General features: G+C 36.8%; 16 protein-coding genes. 14 read left to right on the top strand and 2 right to left on the bottom strand.

Features of this window, described 5'->3' with window-relative positions:
* The 10 genes from DX933_RS15520 to DX933_RS15570 all read left to right on the top strand — a co-directional run bounded on the left by DX933_RS15520 (position 1) and on the right by DX933_RS15570 (position 12,156).
* Complete coding sequence (locus tag DX933_RS15520) at positions 1-597, top strand: major tail protein (protein WP_123317345.1); 597 nt, start codon at positions 1-3, stop codon at positions 595-597.
* A 15-nt stretch (positions 598-612) separates the two neighbouring features.
* Positions 613-996, top strand: a complete 384-nt coding sequence (locus DX933_RS15525) for a hypothetical protein (protein WP_190279551.1) — start codon at positions 613-615, stop codon at positions 994-996.
* A 238-nt stretch (positions 997-1,234) separates the two neighbouring features.
* Positions 1,235-1,690 carry a hypothetical protein gene (locus DX933_RS15530; protein ID WP_123317347.1) on the top strand — a complete coding sequence of 152 codons (456 nt, stop codon included), beginning with the start codon at positions 1,235-1,237 and terminating at the stop codon, positions 1,688-1,690.
* A gap of 73 nt (positions 1,691-1,763) precedes the next feature.
* Positions 1,764-4,385, top strand: coding sequence for a phage tail tape measure protein (locus tag DX933_RS15535; RefSeq protein WP_190279552.1), 2,622 nt, complete (start codon positions 1,764-1,766; stop codon positions 4,383-4,385).
* Between the two features lie 15 nt (positions 4,386-4,400).
* The gene (locus DX933_RS15540; RefSeq protein WP_123317349.1) at positions 4,401-5,174 is read left to right on the top strand and encodes a distal tail protein Dit; all 774 of its coding nucleotides are present in this window, start codon (positions 4,401-4,403) and stop codon (positions 5,172-5,174) included.
* Between the two features lie 7 nt (positions 5,175-5,181).
* Entirely contained in the window at positions 5,182-7,701 is a 2,520-nt protein-coding gene (locus tag DX933_RS15545; protein WP_123317350.1) for a phage tail spike protein, read from the top strand.
* Between the two features lie 215 nt (positions 7,702-7,916).
* On the top strand, positions 7,917-8,498 hold the full coding sequence (locus DX933_RS15555; RefSeq protein ID WP_190279553.1) for a hypothetical protein: 582 nt from the start codon (positions 7,917-7,919) through the stop codon (positions 8,496-8,498).
* Positions 8,499-8,554: 56 nt separating this feature from the next.
* A complete protein-coding gene (locus tag DX933_RS15560; RefSeq protein WP_223805997.1) occupies positions 8,555-10,966 on the top strand; it encodes a glycosyl hydrolase family 18 protein in 2,412 nt (803 codons plus the stop codon).
* Positions 10,967-11,041: 75 nt separating this feature from the next.
* Positions 11,042-11,452, top strand: coding sequence for a phage holin family protein (locus DX933_RS15565; RefSeq protein WP_123317353.1), 411 nt, complete (start codon positions 11,042-11,044; stop codon positions 11,450-11,452).
* Positions 11,449-12,156 (top strand): N-acetylmuramoyl-L-alanine amidase, encoded by a 708-nt coding sequence (locus tag DX933_RS15570; protein WP_078756237.1) that lies wholly within the window; start codon positions 11,449-11,451, stop codon positions 12,154-12,156. Before DX933_RS15565 ends, DX933_RS15570 begins: the two co-directional genes overlap by 4 nt.
* Before the next feature lie 102 nt (positions 12,157-12,258).
* On the opposite strand, the gene bleO is transcribed toward DX933_RS15570, so the two are convergent.
* Positions 12,259-12,663 carry a bleomycin binding protein gene (gene bleO, locus DX933_RS15575; RefSeq protein ID WP_001242578.1) on the bottom strand — a complete coding sequence of 135 codons (405 nt, stop codon included), beginning with the start codon at positions 12,661-12,663 and terminating at the stop codon, positions 12,259-12,261.
* Between the two features lie 216 nt (positions 12,664-12,879).
* Positions 12,880-13,641, bottom strand: a complete 762-nt coding sequence (aadD1, locus tag DX933_RS15580; protein ID WP_001014230.1) for an aminoglycoside O-nucleotidyltransferase ANT(4')-Ia — start codon at positions 13,639-13,641, stop codon at positions 12,880-12,882.
* Between the two features lie 297 nt (positions 13,642-13,938).
* Between aadD1 and DX933_RS15585 the strand changes: the two genes are divergently transcribed.
* Genes DX933_RS15585 through DX933_RS15600 form a run of 4 tightly spaced genes read left to right on the top strand, consistent with a single transcriptional unit; the run spans position 13,939 to position 17,764 of the window.
* Complete coding sequence (locus DX933_RS15585; RefSeq protein ID WP_123317354.1) at positions 13,939-14,166, top strand: SHOCT domain-containing protein; 228 nt, start codon at positions 13,939-13,941, stop codon at positions 14,164-14,166.
* A gap of 53 nt (positions 14,167-14,219) precedes the next feature.
* Positions 14,220-15,782, top strand: coding sequence for a recombinase family protein (locus tag DX933_RS15590; protein WP_123317355.1), 1,563 nt, complete (start codon positions 14,220-14,222; stop codon positions 15,780-15,782).
* Entirely contained in the window at positions 15,782-16,195 is a 414-nt protein-coding gene (locus DX933_RS15595) for a serine integrase family protein (protein WP_123317356.1), read from the top strand. Before DX933_RS15590 ends, DX933_RS15595 begins: the two co-directional genes overlap by 1 nt.
* Before the next feature lie 3 nt (positions 16,196-16,198).
* Complete coding sequence (locus DX933_RS15600) at positions 16,199-17,764, top strand: recombinase family protein (RefSeq protein WP_123317357.1); 1,566 nt, start codon at positions 16,199-16,201, stop codon at positions 17,762-17,764.
* The last annotated feature ends 310 nt before the right edge of the window (positions 17,765-18,074 follow it).

The raw sequence follows: 18,074 nt of genomic DNA on the forward strand, positions 1-18,074 counted from the left end.
ATGGCGACTATTGGTCTTGATCGGCTTTATTATGCAAAAATAACAGAAGGAGAAAATGGTGAAGAAACCTATGAAACTCCAACACCTTTAGCAAAGGCGATTAGTGCTGAATTATCTGTTGAGTTAGCTGAAGCAACTTTATATGCAGATGATGGTGCGGCTGAAGTGATTAAAGAATTTCAAACTGGAACATTATCGCTTGGTATTGATGATATCGGTGTGGCCGCAGCTAGTGATTTAACTGGGGCAACAATTGACGATAACCATGTATTAATATCTACAAGTGAGGATGGTGGAGATCCAGTTGCGATTGGTTTTAGGGCGAAAAAGGCAAATGGAAATTACCGATATTTTTGGTTGTACCGAGTGAAATTTGGTATTCCTGCAACAAACCTTGCGACAAAAGGGGATAGTATTACCTACTCTACACCAACAATTGAAGGTACGGTTTTACGGAGAAACAAGCTTGATGGTCAAGGAAAACATCCATGGAAAGCGGAAGTTAGTGAAGGTGACGATGGTGTGAATCAAGGAATAATTACTGGTTGGTATAGTGAAGTGTATGAACCTGTTTTTGCTGCGGGAACCGAAGGGTAAAAGGAGCGAACAATTATGACGAATGAAAGAAGTGCGAAGATTTCGATTGGTGGTTCAGAATATGAATTAATTTTAACAACAAAAGCGACGAAGGAAATTGCTAAACGTTATGGTGGTTTAGAAGACTTGGGTGAAAAGTTAATGAAAGCTGAAAACTTTGAGATGGCCTTAGATGAAATTGTCTGGCTCATCACCCTGCTCGCAAACCAAAGTATCCGTATTCATAATCGATTAAATGAAGAAAAGAAGGAATTGTTAACAGAGGATGATGTGGAACTGTTAACTTCACCTGTTGAAATGGCAACTTTTAAAGATGCTATTATGGAAGCAATGTTTAAAGGAACAAAACGACATATCGAATCGGAGGAAACCGATACAAAAAACGAAGTGGTCGAGTAAACGATGAAGAAATGTTTGCTCGACTTATTTATTATGGCGTGACACAGCTGAAAAGGACTGAACAGGAAGTTTGGTTGATGCCTATCGGTCATTTACTTGATCAATGGGAAATCCACAAACAATTCTCAGGTCTCACAAAACCTAAAAATGAACTATCGATTGATGATGTTATTCCGTTAGGTATTTAAAAATTCTGATACAATAGTATTCAGAATATCTGAATGTGGGGGAATATTGAATGGAACTAATCAACGAGATTGATTCATTAATACAGGATGTGAGTAAAACGATAGGTAAACCTATTGTAGTAGAAGGATATGAAATTATTGATAGAGGTTTACCACATAAACCAAAATCGCTTCCTATTGGAATGATGGGAGTATATGCATTTTGGTATAATGACAGATTTTTAAAAATAGGCAAAGCAGGCTCTAAGAGTGGTCCTAGATTCTTAAGTCAACATTACAATCCGAAATCAGCCCAAAGCACGTTAGCCGCATCAATATTAAGGGATCCGGATATGTTGCAATTTGGTATAACTGAGGAAAACGTTGGTGTGTGGATAAAAGAGAATTGCAGAAGGATTGACATTTTAGTGAATGTTGAGCTTGGCATATTTACATTGGGCTTGATTGAAGCGGTACTTCATTACAAATATGAACCAAAGTACGAAGGCTTTGCAACACAGCGTTAATATAAGGACATGGATTTGAGAGCAATCAATAGATTGTTCTTTTTTTATGCTTATTTTTAAAGGGGGTGGCAGTATGGCAGACAATTTTGGGCTTAAAATTGGTGTTGAAGGAGAACGTGAATTTAAGAAGTCGTTACGTGAGATAAATCAAAGCTTCAGAGTGTTAGGCTCAGAAATGAAATTAGTGACATCAGAATTCGATAGAAATGATAAATCTATTAAAGCAATAACCGCAAGAAATGCAGTATTAAATAAAGAGATTGATGCACAAAAGGAAAAAGTATCAACACTAGAAAAGGCTCTTGCCAATGCTGCTGAATCCTTTGGAGAAAATGATAGAAGAACATTGTCATGGCAAACTCAGTTAAATAATGCGAATGCCGAATTAAATAATTTAGAACGTGAACTGAAGGACTCACAAGAGGAAGTAAAGAAGCTTAACCGAGAAAAAGTTGAAAAACTTGTGAATGGTTTAAAAACAGCGGGTGAAATTGCGGGTAAAGTATTGGTAGCAGGCTTAAAAGCAGCCGCCGCAGCAATGGCCGCAATTGGAACTGGGGCAGTCGCATCAGGTAAGTTTATAAAGGACTCTTTAAATGTTTATGGCGAATATGAAGATGCCATGAAGCAAGTTCAGGCAACAATGGGACTTACAGGCGAAGAAGGGGAAGAAGCCTTTAATAAATTATCTCAAGCAGCAAAAGATGCTGGAGCAACTACACGTTTCTCGGCATCAGAATCAGCTGAGGCATTAAATTATCTAGCTTTAGCGGGATATGATACAGAACAGGCGATTGGTGCATTACCTGGTGTGCTTACCCTTGCAGCTGCGGGTGATATGGATTTAGCAAGGGCATCTGACTTGGTGACAGATTCCATGGCTGCCTTAGGTCTTGAAATCGCTGATATGGATCTGTATATGGACAAAATGGCAAAGACATCACAAAAGTCCAACACAGATGTACAGCAATTAGGTGAAGGTATTCTTGTTGCAGGAGCAACAATGAAAAATGCTGGGCAAGATTTAGATACATTAAATGTTATGTTAGGAGTTCTCGCTAACAGGGGGATAAAAGGAGCAGAAGGCGGAACAAAACTAAGAAACATCATTATGTCCTTAACTTCTCCCACATCAGCTGCTGCAAAAGAATTAGAAGGTCTGGGCATAAGCGTTACCGATTCATCTGGAAATATTCGTGATATGAACGATATATTTACAGATTTAAATAAAGAACTTGATGGATTGTCAGAAGCAGATAAAATGAACGCATTAAGTAATATTTTCAATAAACAAGATCTAGCGGGCGTGAATGCATTATTATCTGGAACTGGCGATGAGATGAATAATCTATATAAGGAACTTGAAAATGCTGATGGTGCCGCACAGCAAATGTCAGACACGATGGAAAGTGGACTAGCGGGTTCTGTACGAAGTTTAAAATCAGCCTATGAAGGACTACAAATCGTTATCGGAGAACAGTTTGCAGAAATGGCCCAAGGGGCAGTTGGTGATGTGACAGAATTAGTTCGAGATATAACTGAAATATTAAATGATGGATTTCAAGAAGGTGATATTACCGCTATAGGCGAGAGAATATCATCTTTTTTAATTCAAGGAATTAATCGAATTACAGAGTATATCCCGGGTGCCATTGATATGATAGCCACAATGCTAACAGAGCTGGTGAATGTATTGGTAGAACTTTTGCCTACTTTACTGCCACCTTTATTAGAAGGTGCGATTGCTTTATTAACAGGAATTATTGAGGCGATTGTAGGGAATATCGAGCCGTTAGTTGAAATGGTCGTATATTTAGTAACAACTGTTGCGGAATTTATTATTGAAAATTTACCTATTTTAATTGAAGCGGCCATCCAAATTGTTATCGCATTAGCGAACGGAATAGCAGATGCCTTGCCACAGCTAATTCCAGCGGTTATCGAAGCAATCATTTTAATTGTAGATACGTTAATCAATAATTTAGGACAAATATTAAATGCGGCTCTTCGAATTATTATGGCTTTAGCTGAAGGTATTGTTGCAGCTTTACCTAGATTGATAGCAGCCTTACCACAAATAATAAATTCAATTATTAACTTTATTACCTCAAACTTACCGATGATTATCGATATGGGGATCCGTATCATTTTGCAATTAGTAGTTGGCATAATTAAAGCTATACCTTCCCTGGTCGCTGCTTTACCACAAATTGTGATGGCATTAATTACGGGAATAGGAAAAGCAGCAATTGCAATTGTCGAAATCGGTCGAAATATTGTACGTGGTCTTTGGGATGGAATTGCCTCCATGGTTACTTGGATCAAAGATAAAATCAGTAATTTTGTAGGTGGAATTGTAAGTGGAGTAAAAGGTTTACTTGGTATTAAATCTCCATCAACTGTATTTGCTGGTATTGGTGATGATATGGCTCAAGGTTTAGGGGTTGGTTTTGATAAGGCAATGAGTCAAGTTTCTGAGGATATACAAGATGCAGTTCCGACAGATTTCGACATTCAATCAAACGTGAATGTAGGGGCAAACGGTATTACAACAAGTCAAGATGGATATGGATCATTAATTACGATCCAACAAATGATTGTCAGAAGTGAAGATGATATTAGAAAAGTTTCACAAGAATTATATAACTTAATTCAAACAGGGTCTCGAGCACAAGGGAGGTTCGTGCCAAGTTAGAAAGGAGTGGGATGAATGGGGTTTACATTTGATGGCGTTCATTCGAAAAACATGAAAATCACCGCAAGAATTGTTAGTTGGCAAGTTTCTCCCGCTCCTAGAAATGCATTTGAAGTTATACCTGGTCGAATGGGAATTGCCGATCTAGGTTCAGATACATCAGAAAAATATATCAAAGTCATTTGTAATATTTTTCCGCAGCATTCATTTACCGAAGTGATTCATCTATTGGATGATGTAGCTGAATGGTTGAACCCTAATTTAGGATTAAAACAATTAGTGCTAGACGATATTCCAAACAGATATTTTTTAGCACGTTTAGTAGAGAAAGTGGATTGTGAACGAATATTAAGAAGTGCAGGTTCCTTTGAACTTACATTTGTTTGTCCAGACCCTTATGGTTATGCGATTACAGATGAGCAATTTACGATTAATTCTACTGGTAGCCATGTAGTTGAAAGGGAGTTAGGCAATATAGAATCTTTCCCGATATATCGAATGAAAGGAAATATCAGTAATCCAAGTTCAACATTTTTAACGGTTACCACAAATGGCGAAAGTTTAAAAGTTAATGGACCATTATCATCAAATGAAATATTAATCATTGATAGTGGATTACTAACTGCAAAAATAACAGATACAAGTGGTAATACGGTTCGGAATGGTTTATCTGTTTTAGATGAGTTAAATTTTCCAGTTTTATATCCTGGTAGTAATGAAATAAAAGTAAATGGTACAGGAGCAGCATTTACGGAACTTCATGTATTAAGTCAAAGTAGATGGAGGTGATTTTATTATGGCGATTAAATCGGTTGTAACATCTCAAACAGATTTTACTGGTGAGTTTCCGATTCATGATGAAACAGTTGCATTATGGCGTTTTAATGAATCACAACCAAATGAAAGTCAGCTGATAGATAGTGGCACAAATAATCATCATTTTACGATATCAAATTGGTCTGGAACATCTGCAAGTTTAGTAGCAGGAAGGTTTGGGCGATTTTTCAGGCAGAATATTGTCAATCCAACAAGTGAAAAGACATATCTTACCGCTACCAATGATGGTAGCTTTTTTACTGATTTAGGGGTGAAAATTGTAGTTGGTGGCTGGATAAATCCGACAACCTATTCAATTGGTCAAACATTTATTCCTATATTTAGTACAAGGAATGGACCTGGACAACCAATTTTCTATATATCTTTATATCAAGGAAGACTACGATTAATGCTTTATAACAACGCGGGGACATTAATTTATGATACATCCGAGACACCAAGTATAAGTTTTATAAACAATGGTTGGTATTTTATCACAACCATTATTAATAGGACTGATAAAACAATTCAAAACTTTATCGGTGACAGGTCGAACGGGGCAACTTGGCAATCACCTGTAAGAAATTATACAGGTATACTGAATGAAGAATGTACCGCTGACATTGTCGTGGGTATGTTACAAGATACGTATTACTATGCTGGTGGTTTTGATGATTGGTTTTTTGAGAAAGATTCAAAGTTAACAATGGAAGATATACACTTACATTTTAAATCTTCTATTCAAGCAAATGGTGCAGATAGTGCATCCCAAGTCGATGCATTAACGGAACCAGGTGCTGTTATTTTAAAGCAAGAAGATAACAAGTATCCAGGTAGTGGTGTGCTCTATACAATACCTAAAAAGTGTAGTTTAGGTGGCAATGGTAGAGTTTCAGTAACTAGTGAATATATTGCTGGAACAACTGCGATTAGTTTAGTTGAAACATCCACATCAGATGACCTTGAGGATTGGACTTCGTGGCAAACAATTGGACCAACAGGTGAATTAATTTCACCTAATAGAGCTTATATCCGCTATCGCATTACTTTAACGACAGAAGATGAAACGAAAACACCGAAACTAATAGAAGTTATATTGCATGATATCCCCAAACCCGCCTATGAAAAGCTTGGATTTGCTAGACCCGTGGTTTTGGATAGTAATGGGGCTTGGGATGCTGTTTTGGAAAATGCTTATGATGTTATTGTGACGAGTGAAATTAATGGAGCGGATATTTTAGAGTTTAAGATTCCTTTTCACGATTTAAAAAGGGAAAGTATTGAAAACGAAAAACAAATTCAAATCGTAGACGATGTGTATCGCATACGAACGATAACGGATGAAAAAAGCCAAGAAGGTAATATCATCACTCACGTATATGCAGAAGCAGATTTTTATGACTTAGCTTTTAGTACGGATAAACAGCCTATTGAATTTAATGCAGATACTGCTGATGTCCCAATGAAATATGCGTTAGAAGGAACGGAGTGGTCTGTTGGAAATGTGAATGTAACTACAAAGCGGACGTGGGAATCAGAGGAGAAAAATGCATTATCTATATTACGAGAAGTGCAAAACATCCATGGTGGAGATTTAATTTTTGATAGTGCGAATCGTTTAGTTCATTTACTGACATTTGGCGGGAAAGATAGTGGTGCGTTATTTAGTTATAGAAAGAATATGAAAAGTATTCAAAGAACAGTGGATACAAGAAGTTTAGTGACAAGATTATACGCATACGGTAAAGATGGCATGACATTTTCATCTATCAATAATAACAAAGCATATGTAGAAGATTATAGCTTTACATCAGAGGTACGGATAGCAACACTTGATGCCTCATCCTTTAGCAACCCTTATCAAATGTTAGAGTTTGCAAATATGAGATTAGGACAATATGCAAAACCGAGAGTGTCGTATGTTTTAACAGCAATGGACCTATCTGTACTAACTGGTTATGAACATGAGGAATGGGATCTAGGAGATATTGTTACCGTTAACGATAAAGAATTAAATTTACAAGTGAAGACTCGTATCGTACGCAGGCAGTACAATTTGCAAGAACCATGGAAAACAGTGATTGAATTATCGACAAAATTAAAAGAATTAGGTGATTCATCAGCCCAGTGGGATAAGGCTGCAGATATGCTACATGACACAGATGTGCTTGATCGGCAGGAAATAAAAGATTTAGTACCGTTTAATCATTTGAGAAATTCAAGGGCAGATGATGGATTTACGTATTGGGTGAATTCTGGTTTTACAGTTGACCCTAACAATGGTGCAAGCGGTGATGCATCTTTTAAAGCAGAAGGTGTTTTGGGAATGACGAAATCTATGTATCAAACCGTATATCCAGCAAATCGAAAGAATTATACTATATCCGCACAAATTGGTTCTGAAAATCTAGAGAAAGGGCCAAATGGGCAAGTAGGGATTGAAGTGGAAATTGAATACGAAGATGGATCGATTGAAAAGAGAATTATTGATTTATATTAGAGGTGTTTGAAATGGTTTTTTTTACTCAAACTGCACATGCAATTACTCCAAAAGGATCTGGGAAAATTAAGAAATTAACAATTCGATTATTTGTAAAAGATTGCACCGGGACAGTGTATTTTACAGATATTCTTTTGCAAGGTGGCTCAATCGCTACTGGGTGGGTTGGGCATGTATCAGAAATAAAGTGGACTCTTGATGGTTAGGTGATTCGAATGGCGATACAATTTACTCGATTTAGTGAAACGATACGTGTGAAAGAAGATAAAAGAGTCGTAAATGTAACTTTGAAATTGTTCGTTACAGACTGTACGGGGACGATTTATTATACAGATATACAACTTCAAGAAGGCGATAAGCTAACGGGATATGTCTTAAACACAGAAACCTCACTTGAAAAATATAGAGAAGAAAGCGGGGTTCTCCCAGTTCGTTTCTATAATGGAGTGGTTAGAAGTAAAGAAACGATTGTCATATTTAATCTGGGAACAACATCTGCAGGACTGGATTGTCATATCACACCCCTTCAATCAATGAAAGCAGGAAGTATTAAACTTTCGCAAGGATATGGATCCCACCATATGAAATTTAAAGCTGTAGCAAATCCAGATGACACATTTTCATTATTAGCTTCCACTAGAGAAGTATTGCGAAATCAAAGCAAAACAGAAAAAGAAGGGTTTTATCAATATACCGCAGCATCTGATAGTAAGCACATTGTAGAACTCGAAGAAGGAAAAGCAGCACGAGTTTTATTTGAATTCCAGGAAATGCAAGAAGGAAGTGGCAAGCAATGAGTCAATATCTAGAAGGCAAAAAGACAATGGTGTGGAGTTTCATGGGAAACGCAAGAATGTATGAGGCTTTAAACAAATACGGGGATAGGCTTGATACGGTAGGTATATTTACATTTGAGGTAGATATTACAGGTACTATTAAAGAAACAGGGACAAGTATATCGAGCATGATGCCATATATCAATAAATGGCCGCATATAAAATGGTTGCTAACAATCATGAATCATGGAACGGCATCAATATTTACAGCAATCAGAAATAACACAAATGGTGCAAAAGATAAATTTTTATCAGAAATCGTTCGAATCATGAAGAAATATCCATGGTGTGATGGAGTTGATATTGATTTAGAACGTGGTGGTGGCTATGAAAACAAAGATGCCGCAAACCTTTTATTTAAAGATATTTATCAAACTGTAAAACAGTACGATTCATCAAAGCTTGTCAATATCTGCTTACCTGGAATGACAGGGGTTCAAGGTTCTGTTGGTGGAGAAAACTGGTGTGTTTATGAAGACTTAGATCCTTATTGTGATACGGCTGCGATTATGAGTTATGGGATGGCTTGGGCGGGTTCCGCTCCTGGTCCAGTTTCCCCGCGAGATTGGTTGGAAGGTATTTATAATTATGCAACAAGCGTCATGTCTCCAAAGAAGATATTCTTAGGTCTTCCAGGTTACGGTTGGAACTGGCGAATTGATGATACACCTCAGAATTTAAATAGGGTTTATCGTGGTACGTCCAACACCTATTATGCTGCACAACTTTGGATGACAGGTGGTTATAACTTTACAAATGATGCACCACCGCAACCGATGATTCCTATCATTGCTTATTGGGATGATTACGATAAAGTCCCATGGGCATTGCCACATGTCTATGATTACATGGAAGGTCCAGATGCAGTTACGAGAACCAATCCATTAATTGCAGAAGATTATAACCGAAGAAGCTTTTTAACAGCGTATAGTAAACAACAAAAGACGGAGTTTGGAAATATATATATTGACCGTCAAGGCAGTAATTATGATAGTCATGCGGGAATTGTATCTGATTCTTCTCAGATGGTTACTCTCGGTGAAAACGGTGAAACGATATATAATTTCACATTACAATCTAGTGGAACTTATGACATTGCAGTAAGAATTGGTTTTCCATTTTGGGATAAGAATTCTATTAAGATATCAATTGATAATGATGAAACAACTATTAAAGAGAGTAGGCTATGGTGGCCTTATTGGAGAACAACTTGTTGGTTAACGTTAAAGAAGAATATATCCTTAACAGCAGGTGCACATACCATCAAAGTTAAAGCAGGAATACCTGGTGTACAGTTTTATGGTTTTAGAGTTTGCTCAGACTTTCAACAATCATCTAGCGCGGGTGAAGCGGAGTTCTTACTTGCACCTAGAAAGTTTAAAGGGGTAAATGGTCAAATGGTGGAACCAGATCGTGCATTTAAATTAACGACCGAAGTATTGAGAAGAAAACCAGACTCAGCCCTTATTTGGTACGAAGACTTCAGGGATGAAAATCCGCTACCTAGCAATTATTGGACAACCCTAAGCGGTGAATGGGAAGTATGGAAAAAAGATGATTTTAACAATCCACGTCCTTATGCACAGCTTGATGGAAAAGGTGAATTGACATGGAGATATTCAGATTTTAAAGATATACACATTAGAGCAAGAATTGGATTCCCACAAAACGGAAGTGGGAGAGCAGGAGTTTTTTGTGGAGATTTGTTTTGCTGTTTAAATTATACTTCTCAACGTCTAGAGTTGTATAAAAGTAATTCATTACTGGGTAGTTATAATGTTCAAATTGAACGAACATCAAACGCTAATTTACGAACTGCTCCTAATCTGTACACGATTGAAATGCGAATTCGTAATAATTCTGTCAGGGTGTATTCCGGGGCAGCAAACACATTCAGATTTAAAGTGGATATAAATGATTTCAGTGGAGGCTCTGCAGGAATTCGTTCAGATAACCGCATGATATCTGACTTACTTCGTTTAGGAGATGCATGGACATACGAACCATATGAAAGTGTAGATATAACTTTTCCAAATGGAAACACAGTAGAATTTGGAAGAATACCAAGAACAGGTGTTACTTGGGATAATGAGTTCCAAGTCTTTAAAGTAAATAATGATGTGGAAGAGATAAGCACAAGAAATGATGATATATCAATGGATTATGATTTCTTTCACTCACAAGAATTACCACTAATTGCGGGAAATGATTATACCGTCAAAATAAAACCAAAGGACATTAACCTTTGGATATCACGTTTATTTTTAGGAGATGCGGATGGTTTTTCAATTCTCTATTATCAAGATGTTGATAGCTTGGTTTATTGGGCAAATGAGGCAGCTTACAGGTGGAAATTACGAGGCATTGCCATTTGGTCATTAGGGCAGGAAGATATGCGAGTGTGGGAAGCATTACCCAAACAAATATGAATAATTCAAGGGTGTCTACAAAATGTGGACACCCTTTTTATATAGATGTTTTAAAACTGAAGGGGGAAATATTCTATGAAGGATATATGGAACTGGATACAAATCATCGTTACAGCACTAGGTGGATTTATTGGTTGGTTTTTAGGAGGGCTAGATGGCTTTTTGTATGCCTTGATCATATTGGTTGTTGCTGATTATATCACTGGAATTATGTGTGCAATTGTTGATAAGGAACTGTCTAGTGAGATTGGTTACCGAGGGATATTTAAGAAGGTATTAATTTTTATACTGGTAGGTGTCGGGCATATGATTGACACACATTTAATAGGGGATGGCAGCGTTCTTAGAACAGCAGTCATCTTTTTTTATTGCTCGAATGAAGGGATTTCCATGCTAGAAAATGCTTCACGCTTGGGTTTACCAATACCTGAGAAGTTGAAAAATGCACTTGCTCAGTTACACAATAAAGGAGGAAATGAATCATGAATTTAAAAAAGTTATATTTAACGAAGAATGAATGTTACAAAGCTGGAAGGAAAATCACACCAAAAGGAATTATGGTTCATAGCACAGGGGCAAACAATCCGAATTTAAAGCGTTACGTTGGCCCAGACGATGGATTGTTAGGAAAGAATCAATACAACAATCACTGGAACCAGCCACGTCCAGATGGCAGACAAGTGTGTGTTCATGCTTTTATCGGAAAGTTAAAAGATGGGTCGATTGCAACCTACCAAACATTACCTTGGAATCATCGTGGTTGGCATGCGGGTGGAGATGCGAATAATACACATATTGGTTTTGAAATCTGTGAGGATAACTTAACAGATAGAACTTACTTTAATAAGGTATATAAAGAAGCAGTTGAACTTGCTGCTTATCTTTGTAAACAATACAAACTAACGGAGAAAAATATCATCGGCCATTATGAAGGGTACCAGAAAAAAATCGCTAGTAATCATGGCGACCCACGTCATTGGTTTTCAAAACATGGTAAGTCAATGGATACGTTTAGGGCAGATGTGAAGAAGGAATTAGCGAAAGGTACGTCAACATCTAAACCATCAACTGGTGGAAAGAAACTATATCGTGTACAGATTGGTGCGTATAGTGTTAAAAAGAATGCTGATAAGCAGCTGGAAAAAGCAAAGAAAGCTGGGTTTAAAGATGCGTTTGTGAAGTATGAATAAATAAAAACAACCGAAGAGTAGTTAAACTCTTCGGTTGTAACTTAAATGACTATTTAATCTTCCACAATCGCGCCCGATTGCTGAACAGATTAATAATAGATTTTAGCTTTTTATTTGTTGAAAAAAGCTAATCAAATTGTTGTCGGGATCAATTACTGCAAAGTCTCGTTCATCCCACCACTGATCTTTTAATGATGTATTGGGGTGCAAAATGCCCAAAGGCTTAATATGTTGATATAATTCATCAATTCCCTCTACTTCAATGCGGCAACTAGCAGTACCAGCAATAAACGACTCCGCACCTGTACAAACCGGTGAATCATTACTACGAGAGCGCCAGCCTTCATCACTTGCCTCCCATAGATGAATCCGAACCTCATTACACATTAGAACTGCGAATCCATCTTCATGGTGAACCAAAGTGAAACCTAGTTTATCGCAATAAAAACCTATACTCTTTTTAATATCCCCGACTGGCAATGCCGGGATAGACTGTAACATTCTCACGCATAAAATCCCCTTTCATTTTCTAATGTAAATCTATTACCTTATTATTAATTCAATTCGCTCATAATTAATCCTTTTTCTTATTACGCAAAATGGCCCGATTTAAGCACACCCTTTATTCCGTTAATGCGCCATGACAGCCATGATAATTACTAATACTAGGAGAAGTTAATAAATACGTAACCAACATGATTAACAATTATTAGAGGTCATCGTTCAAAATGGTATGCGTTTTGACACATCCACTATATATCCGTGTCGTTCTGTCCACTCCTGAATCCCATTCCAGAAATTCTCTAGCGATTCCAGAAGTTTCTCAGAGTCGGAAAGTTGACCAGACATTACGAACTGGCACAGATGGTCATAACCTGAAGGAAGATCTGATTGCTTAACTGCTTCAGTTAAGACCGAAGCGCTCGTCGTATAACAGATGCGATGATGCAGACCAATCAACATGGCACCTGCCATTGCTACCTGTACAGTCAAGGATGGTAGAAATGTTGTCGGTCCTTGCACACGAATATTACGCCATTTGCCTGCATATTCAAACAGCTCTTCTACGATAAGGGCACAAATCGCATCGTGGAACGTTTGGGCTTCTACCGATTTAGCAGTTTGATACACTTTCTCTAAGTATCCACCTGAATCATAAATCGGCAAAATAGAGAAAAATTGACCATGTGTAAGCGGCCAATCTGATTCCACCTGAGATGCATAATCTAGTAGAATCTCTTCGCTATCAAAATTCACTTCCACCTTCCACTCACCGGTTGTCCATTCATGGCTGAACTCTGCTTCCTCTGTTGACATGACACACATCATCTCAATATCCGAATAGGGCCCATCAGTCTGACGACCAAGAGAGCCATAAACACCAATAGCCTTAACATCATCCCCATATTTATCCAATATTCGTTCCTTAATTTCATGAACAATCTTCATTCTTTCTTCTCTAGTCATTATTATTGGTCCATTCACTATTCTCATTCCCTTTTCAGATAATTTTAGATTTGCTTTTCTAAATAAGAATATTTGGAGAGCACCGTTCTTATTCAGCTATTAATAACTCGTCTTCCTAAGCATCCTTCAATCCTTTTAATAACAATTATAGCATCTAATCTTCAACAAACTGGCCCGTTTGTTGAATAATCTACTTTCATTATATCTAGAACTTCAATTACATATCAACTATTAATCAACATATTACAGAAATAAGGGTTCGAATTCCCACTTTTTTTCGCATATAGGTAGAAGACTATTTAGGAGGAAAACCATATGCGAATGACACAACTCTCATCTGAGCATCAAACACCTAATCATAAACCATCAAAACCAACTGAAGGACAACTTCAAAACGAACTTAATTATCATCTTGCTGAAAAAATGCTCATGAAACTACGTGAAAAAGAACTCATTTCAAAGGAAGAATTCAATCAAATAAGCAAATTAAATCGTCAAAAATTCAATCCCTTATTAGGCCCTTTAATGTGCGATAAACCTTGATATAACAGTGGTCTAACGCTAATATGTCACATACAAGAAAAAGGGGTGAGTGGATGAGAAAGATAACAACACTTGATATGACAACATTTTCAGTAGTAAAACCGAAACAAAAGGTCGCTGCCTATATACGAGTGTCAACATCGAATGAGGATCAATTGATTAGTTTAGAAGCACAAAGACGACACTACAAAATTTTAATTGAAAATAATGATGAATGGCAACTCGTTGATATTTATAGTGATGAAGGTATCACAGGAACGAAAAAGGATAGGCGACCTGAATTGCTTCGTTTAATATCCGACTGTGAAACAGGAAAGATTGATTTCATTTTAACTAAATCCATTAGTCGATTTGCGAGAAACACGATTGACTGCTTGGAGTTAGTCAGAAAATTAATGGACTTAGGTGTGCATATTTATTTTGAAAAGGAAAATATCAATACGAACTCAATGGAAAGTGAACTCATGCTTTCGATTTTAAGCAGTCTTGCAGAAAATGAATCAGTGTCACTTTCCGAAAATAGTAAGTGGTCGATTAGACAACGTTTCAAACGTGGGACCTACAAATTATCGTATCCACCTTACGGTTATGATTATCTCGATGAACAAGTAATTGTAAATGAAGAACAAGCACAGGTCGTCAAGCGGATTTTTAACAGTGTATTAGAAGGAATTGGAACGGAAAGAATTGCCAGGCAGTTAAATGAAGAAGGAATTCCAACAAAACGAAATGGCAATTGGACAGGTTCTACGATACGTGGAATTGTTAAGAACGAAAAATACACTGGAGATGTGCTACTTCAAAAGACTTTTACTGATGAGCATTTTAATCGAAAAGTAAATCAAGGTGAATTGGATCAATACTTAATTGAAAATCATCATGAGGCAATCATAACACATGCTGATTTTGAAGCAGCCAATCAAATGATTGAGTACCAAGCGAGTCAAAAGAATGTAGCAGCAGGAAGTAGAAAATATTTAAAACGCTATCCTTTTTCAAGAAAGATAGAGTGTGCGGAATGTGGCGATACATTTAAAAGAAGAATTCATACTTCTACCCATAAAAAATATATTGCCTGGTGCTGTTCAACACATGTCAAAAATAAAGATGAATGTTCGATGCTTTTTATGAGAGAAGAACGTATTCATCAAGCATTTATTACGATGATGAACAAACTTATATTTGCTCGTAAAAAAATACTGCATCCGCTATTTGAAACAATGAAAAATGGCTTTAAACAGGATACAGAAGAACAACTCGATAATATTGAACTGCAATTGACCGAGTGCTATGCAAAGAGTCAAATGTTGAAAAAGCTAATGGATGATAAGTTTTTAGAACAGAAATTGTATGAAGAGCAACGTGCGAAGATGGACCAACAAATTAACGAGTTGTTGGATGATAAAGAACGGTTGCTACGACTTATTCGCAACGAAGAAGAACAAGTCTACGAACTGAAAAGACTGATGAGTTTCACCAATAAACAGCAGGAAGTTGCATCATTTGAAGAAACGATATTTGAGGAATATATTGAAAAGGTTTATATACACTCGTCAACAAAAATAGGTTTTTTATTAAAAAGTGGGTTGTTGCTAAAGGAAGAGGTGAATAGGTGATGGCACATACACCATTTGGCTATCAAATTGAAAACGGTAAAGTAGTCATAAATAAAGAAGAACTGAAACAACTGCAGCATCTTTTTCAAGCGTATTTATCAGGATTGTCATTAGAAAATGCCGCTAAGGAAGCGGGAATAAAGCGAAATCATGGCGGTATTACCCGAATATTAACGGATGAAAGATACTTAGGAACGGATATTTTTCCTACCTTAATATCAAAAGAATTATTTGAAAAAGTGAAGATAGAAAGATATAAACGGGCAAAAAAATTAGGTAGACTAAATAAAAAAAAAGAAGAAACCCCGTTTGAAATTCCCACATTCACTATACCAACTATCGATATCAAACATGACAACCCATATAAACAAGCAGAATATGTTTACAGTTTAATAGAAAGTGTGGTGACCTAAAGTATGGAAAGTTCAAGAAATGTTACAGTCATCCCGGCAAGACCAAGAAGAACGAGGGAAGTAAGTGATAAGCAAAAGCTGAGGGTAGCTGCTTATTGCCGAGTATCAACTGACAGTGATGAACAGGCAACGAGTTATGAAGTGCAAATCGAACATTACACGTCATACATTCAAGCTAATCCCGAGTGGAAACTTGCAGGTGTTTATGCAGACGATGGCATTACAGGAACAAACACGAAAATGCGGGAACAGTTCAATAAAATGATACAAGATTGTATAGATGGAAAAATTGACATGATCATCACAAAGTCCATCAGTCGTTTTGCAAGAAATACGTTAGACTGTTTGAAATATATAAGAAAATTAAAAGAGCGGGATATACCTGTATTCTTTGAAAAGGAAAACATTAATTCAATGGATGCGAAAGGGGAAGTGATGCTAACCATTATGGCATCACTTGCCCAGCAAGAAAGTCAGTCACTTAGCCAAAACGTAAAACTTGGAATTCAGTACCGATACCAACAAGGCGAAGTACAAGTAAACCATAATCGGTTTCTGGGTTATACAAAAGATGAAAATAAACGTTTAGTCATTGTGCCAGAAGAGGCGGAAATCATCAAACGTATTTACCGAGAATACTTGGAAGGGTCTAGCTTAAATAAAATTGCAAAAGGACTTGAAGCGGACGGTATATTGACAGGTGCAGGAAGAAAAAAATGGTACAGCAGTTCACTTCATAAAATATTAACGAATGAAAAATATACGGGAGATGCACTTCTACAAAAAACATATACCGTTGATTTTTTATCGAAAAAGCGAGTGAACAACGATGGTGTTGTTCCGCAATACTATGTGGAAAATAACCACGAAGCCATCATACCAAAACATCTCTTCATGCTCGTGCAAGAAGAGTTGAAAAAACGAAAAATTGCTCATATTAGTAAAAATGGACAAAGGCGAAATTACAGCAGCAACCACAGTTTGGCTCAGATTGTATTTTGTGAAAACTGTGGAGAAATATTTAGAAGAGTCCATTGGAATAACCGGGGGAAGCGGTCAATTGTTTGGCGATGTGTCAGCAGGTTAGAGAATACTGGAGTATTTTGTGATGCACGAACTGTTAGAGAAGAGGGCTTAAAGCAAGCCGTTATCCAAGCGATAAATGAACTGTTTAAAAATCGGAGCAACTTTCTCAAAGTCTTAGAACAAAATATTGCACAAACGTTATCAAGTCATTTACACGATAAACTGGTGAAAGTTGAAAAAGAACTGGAAGCCTTGCAGCATTCTTTAATCGGCTTAGCGAATTCAAACAAAGATTATAATGACGTTGTCGATAATATTTACAAACGAAGGGAAGAAAAGCAACAACTTCAACTAGAGATTGCAGAACAAGATAATGGAAGAGAACGATTGGAACAAATATCAGCGTTATTAAAAGAGCAAACATGCGAACTAGAAACGTATGATGAGCAGCTAGTTAAGCGGATGGTTGAGAGAATTGTAGTTCATCCTGAAAAGTTGGAGATTGAATTTAAGTCTGAAATGATTGTTGAAATTGATGTATAGATTAATTGCATGACCCTGTGAAATCGGAGGTAACTTTTCATCGGCTTTTCAATTCTTTATTATCAAGATATCGATAGTCTAGTTGATTGGATAATAGGGACAACTTACAAGTGGAAGTTTCAGAGTATTGCCATTTGGTCAGTAGGTCAGGAAGATATGCGAATTTGGGGAGCATTACCGAAACAAATATTAATAATTCAAGAATGTCTACTAGATGTAGGCATTTTTTTATAACAGTATCATTTTATATAAAATCAATAATTGACAATTTAAAAATGATTTGCTAATATTACTGTACTGAACGTTCAGT

The sequence above is a fragment of the Ornithinibacillus gellani genome, from assembly GCF_003730295.1.
In the GTDB taxonomy this organism is placed as follows: Bacteria; Bacillota; Bacilli; order Bacillales; family Amphibacillaceae; genus Ornithinibacillus_A; species Ornithinibacillus_A gellani.

Coding starts and splice junctions, on each gene's coding strand:
- DX933_RS15520 (WP_123317345.1), top strand. CDS start 1: ATGGCGACTATTGGTCTTGATCGGCTTTATTATGCAAAAATAACAGAA.
- DX933_RS15525 (WP_190279551.1), top strand. CDS start 613: ATGACGAATGAAAGAAGTGCGAAGATTTCGATTGGTGGTTCAGAATAT.
- DX933_RS15530 (WP_123317347.1), top strand. CDS start 1,235: ATGGAACTAATCAACGAGATTGATTCATTAATACAGGATGTGAGTAAA.
- DX933_RS15535 (WP_190279552.1), top strand. CDS start 1,764: ATGGCAGACAATTTTGGGCTTAAAATTGGTGTTGAAGGAGAACGTGAA.
- DX933_RS15540 (WP_123317349.1), top strand. CDS start 4,401: ATGGGGTTTACATTTGATGGCGTTCATTCGAAAAACATGAAAATCACC.
- DX933_RS15545 (WP_123317350.1), top strand. CDS start 5,182: ATGGCGATTAAATCGGTTGTAACATCTCAAACAGATTTTACTGGTGAG.
- DX933_RS15555 (WP_190279553.1), top strand. CDS start 7,917: ATGGCGATACAATTTACTCGATTTAGTGAAACGATACGTGTGAAAGAA.
- DX933_RS15560 (WP_223805997.1), top strand. CDS start 8,555: ATGTATGAGGCTTTAAACAAATACGGGGATAGGCTTGATACGGTAGGT.
- DX933_RS15565 (WP_123317353.1), top strand. CDS start 11,042: ATGAAGGATATATGGAACTGGATACAAATCATCGTTACAGCACTAGGT.
- DX933_RS15570 (WP_078756237.1), top strand. CDS start 11,449: ATGAATTTAAAAAAGTTATATTTAACGAAGAATGAATGTTACAAAGCT.
- DX933_RS15585 (WP_123317354.1), top strand. CDS start 13,939: ATGCGAATGACACAACTCTCATCTGAGCATCAAACACCTAATCATAAA.
- DX933_RS15590 (WP_123317355.1), top strand. CDS start 14,220: ATGAGAAAGATAACAACACTTGATATGACAACATTTTCAGTAGTAAAA.
- DX933_RS15595 (WP_123317356.1), top strand. CDS start 15,782: ATGGCACATACACCATTTGGCTATCAAATTGAAAACGGTAAAGTAGTC.
- DX933_RS15600 (WP_123317357.1), top strand. CDS start 16,199: ATGGAAAGTTCAAGAAATGTTACAGTCATCCCGGCAAGACCAAGAAGA.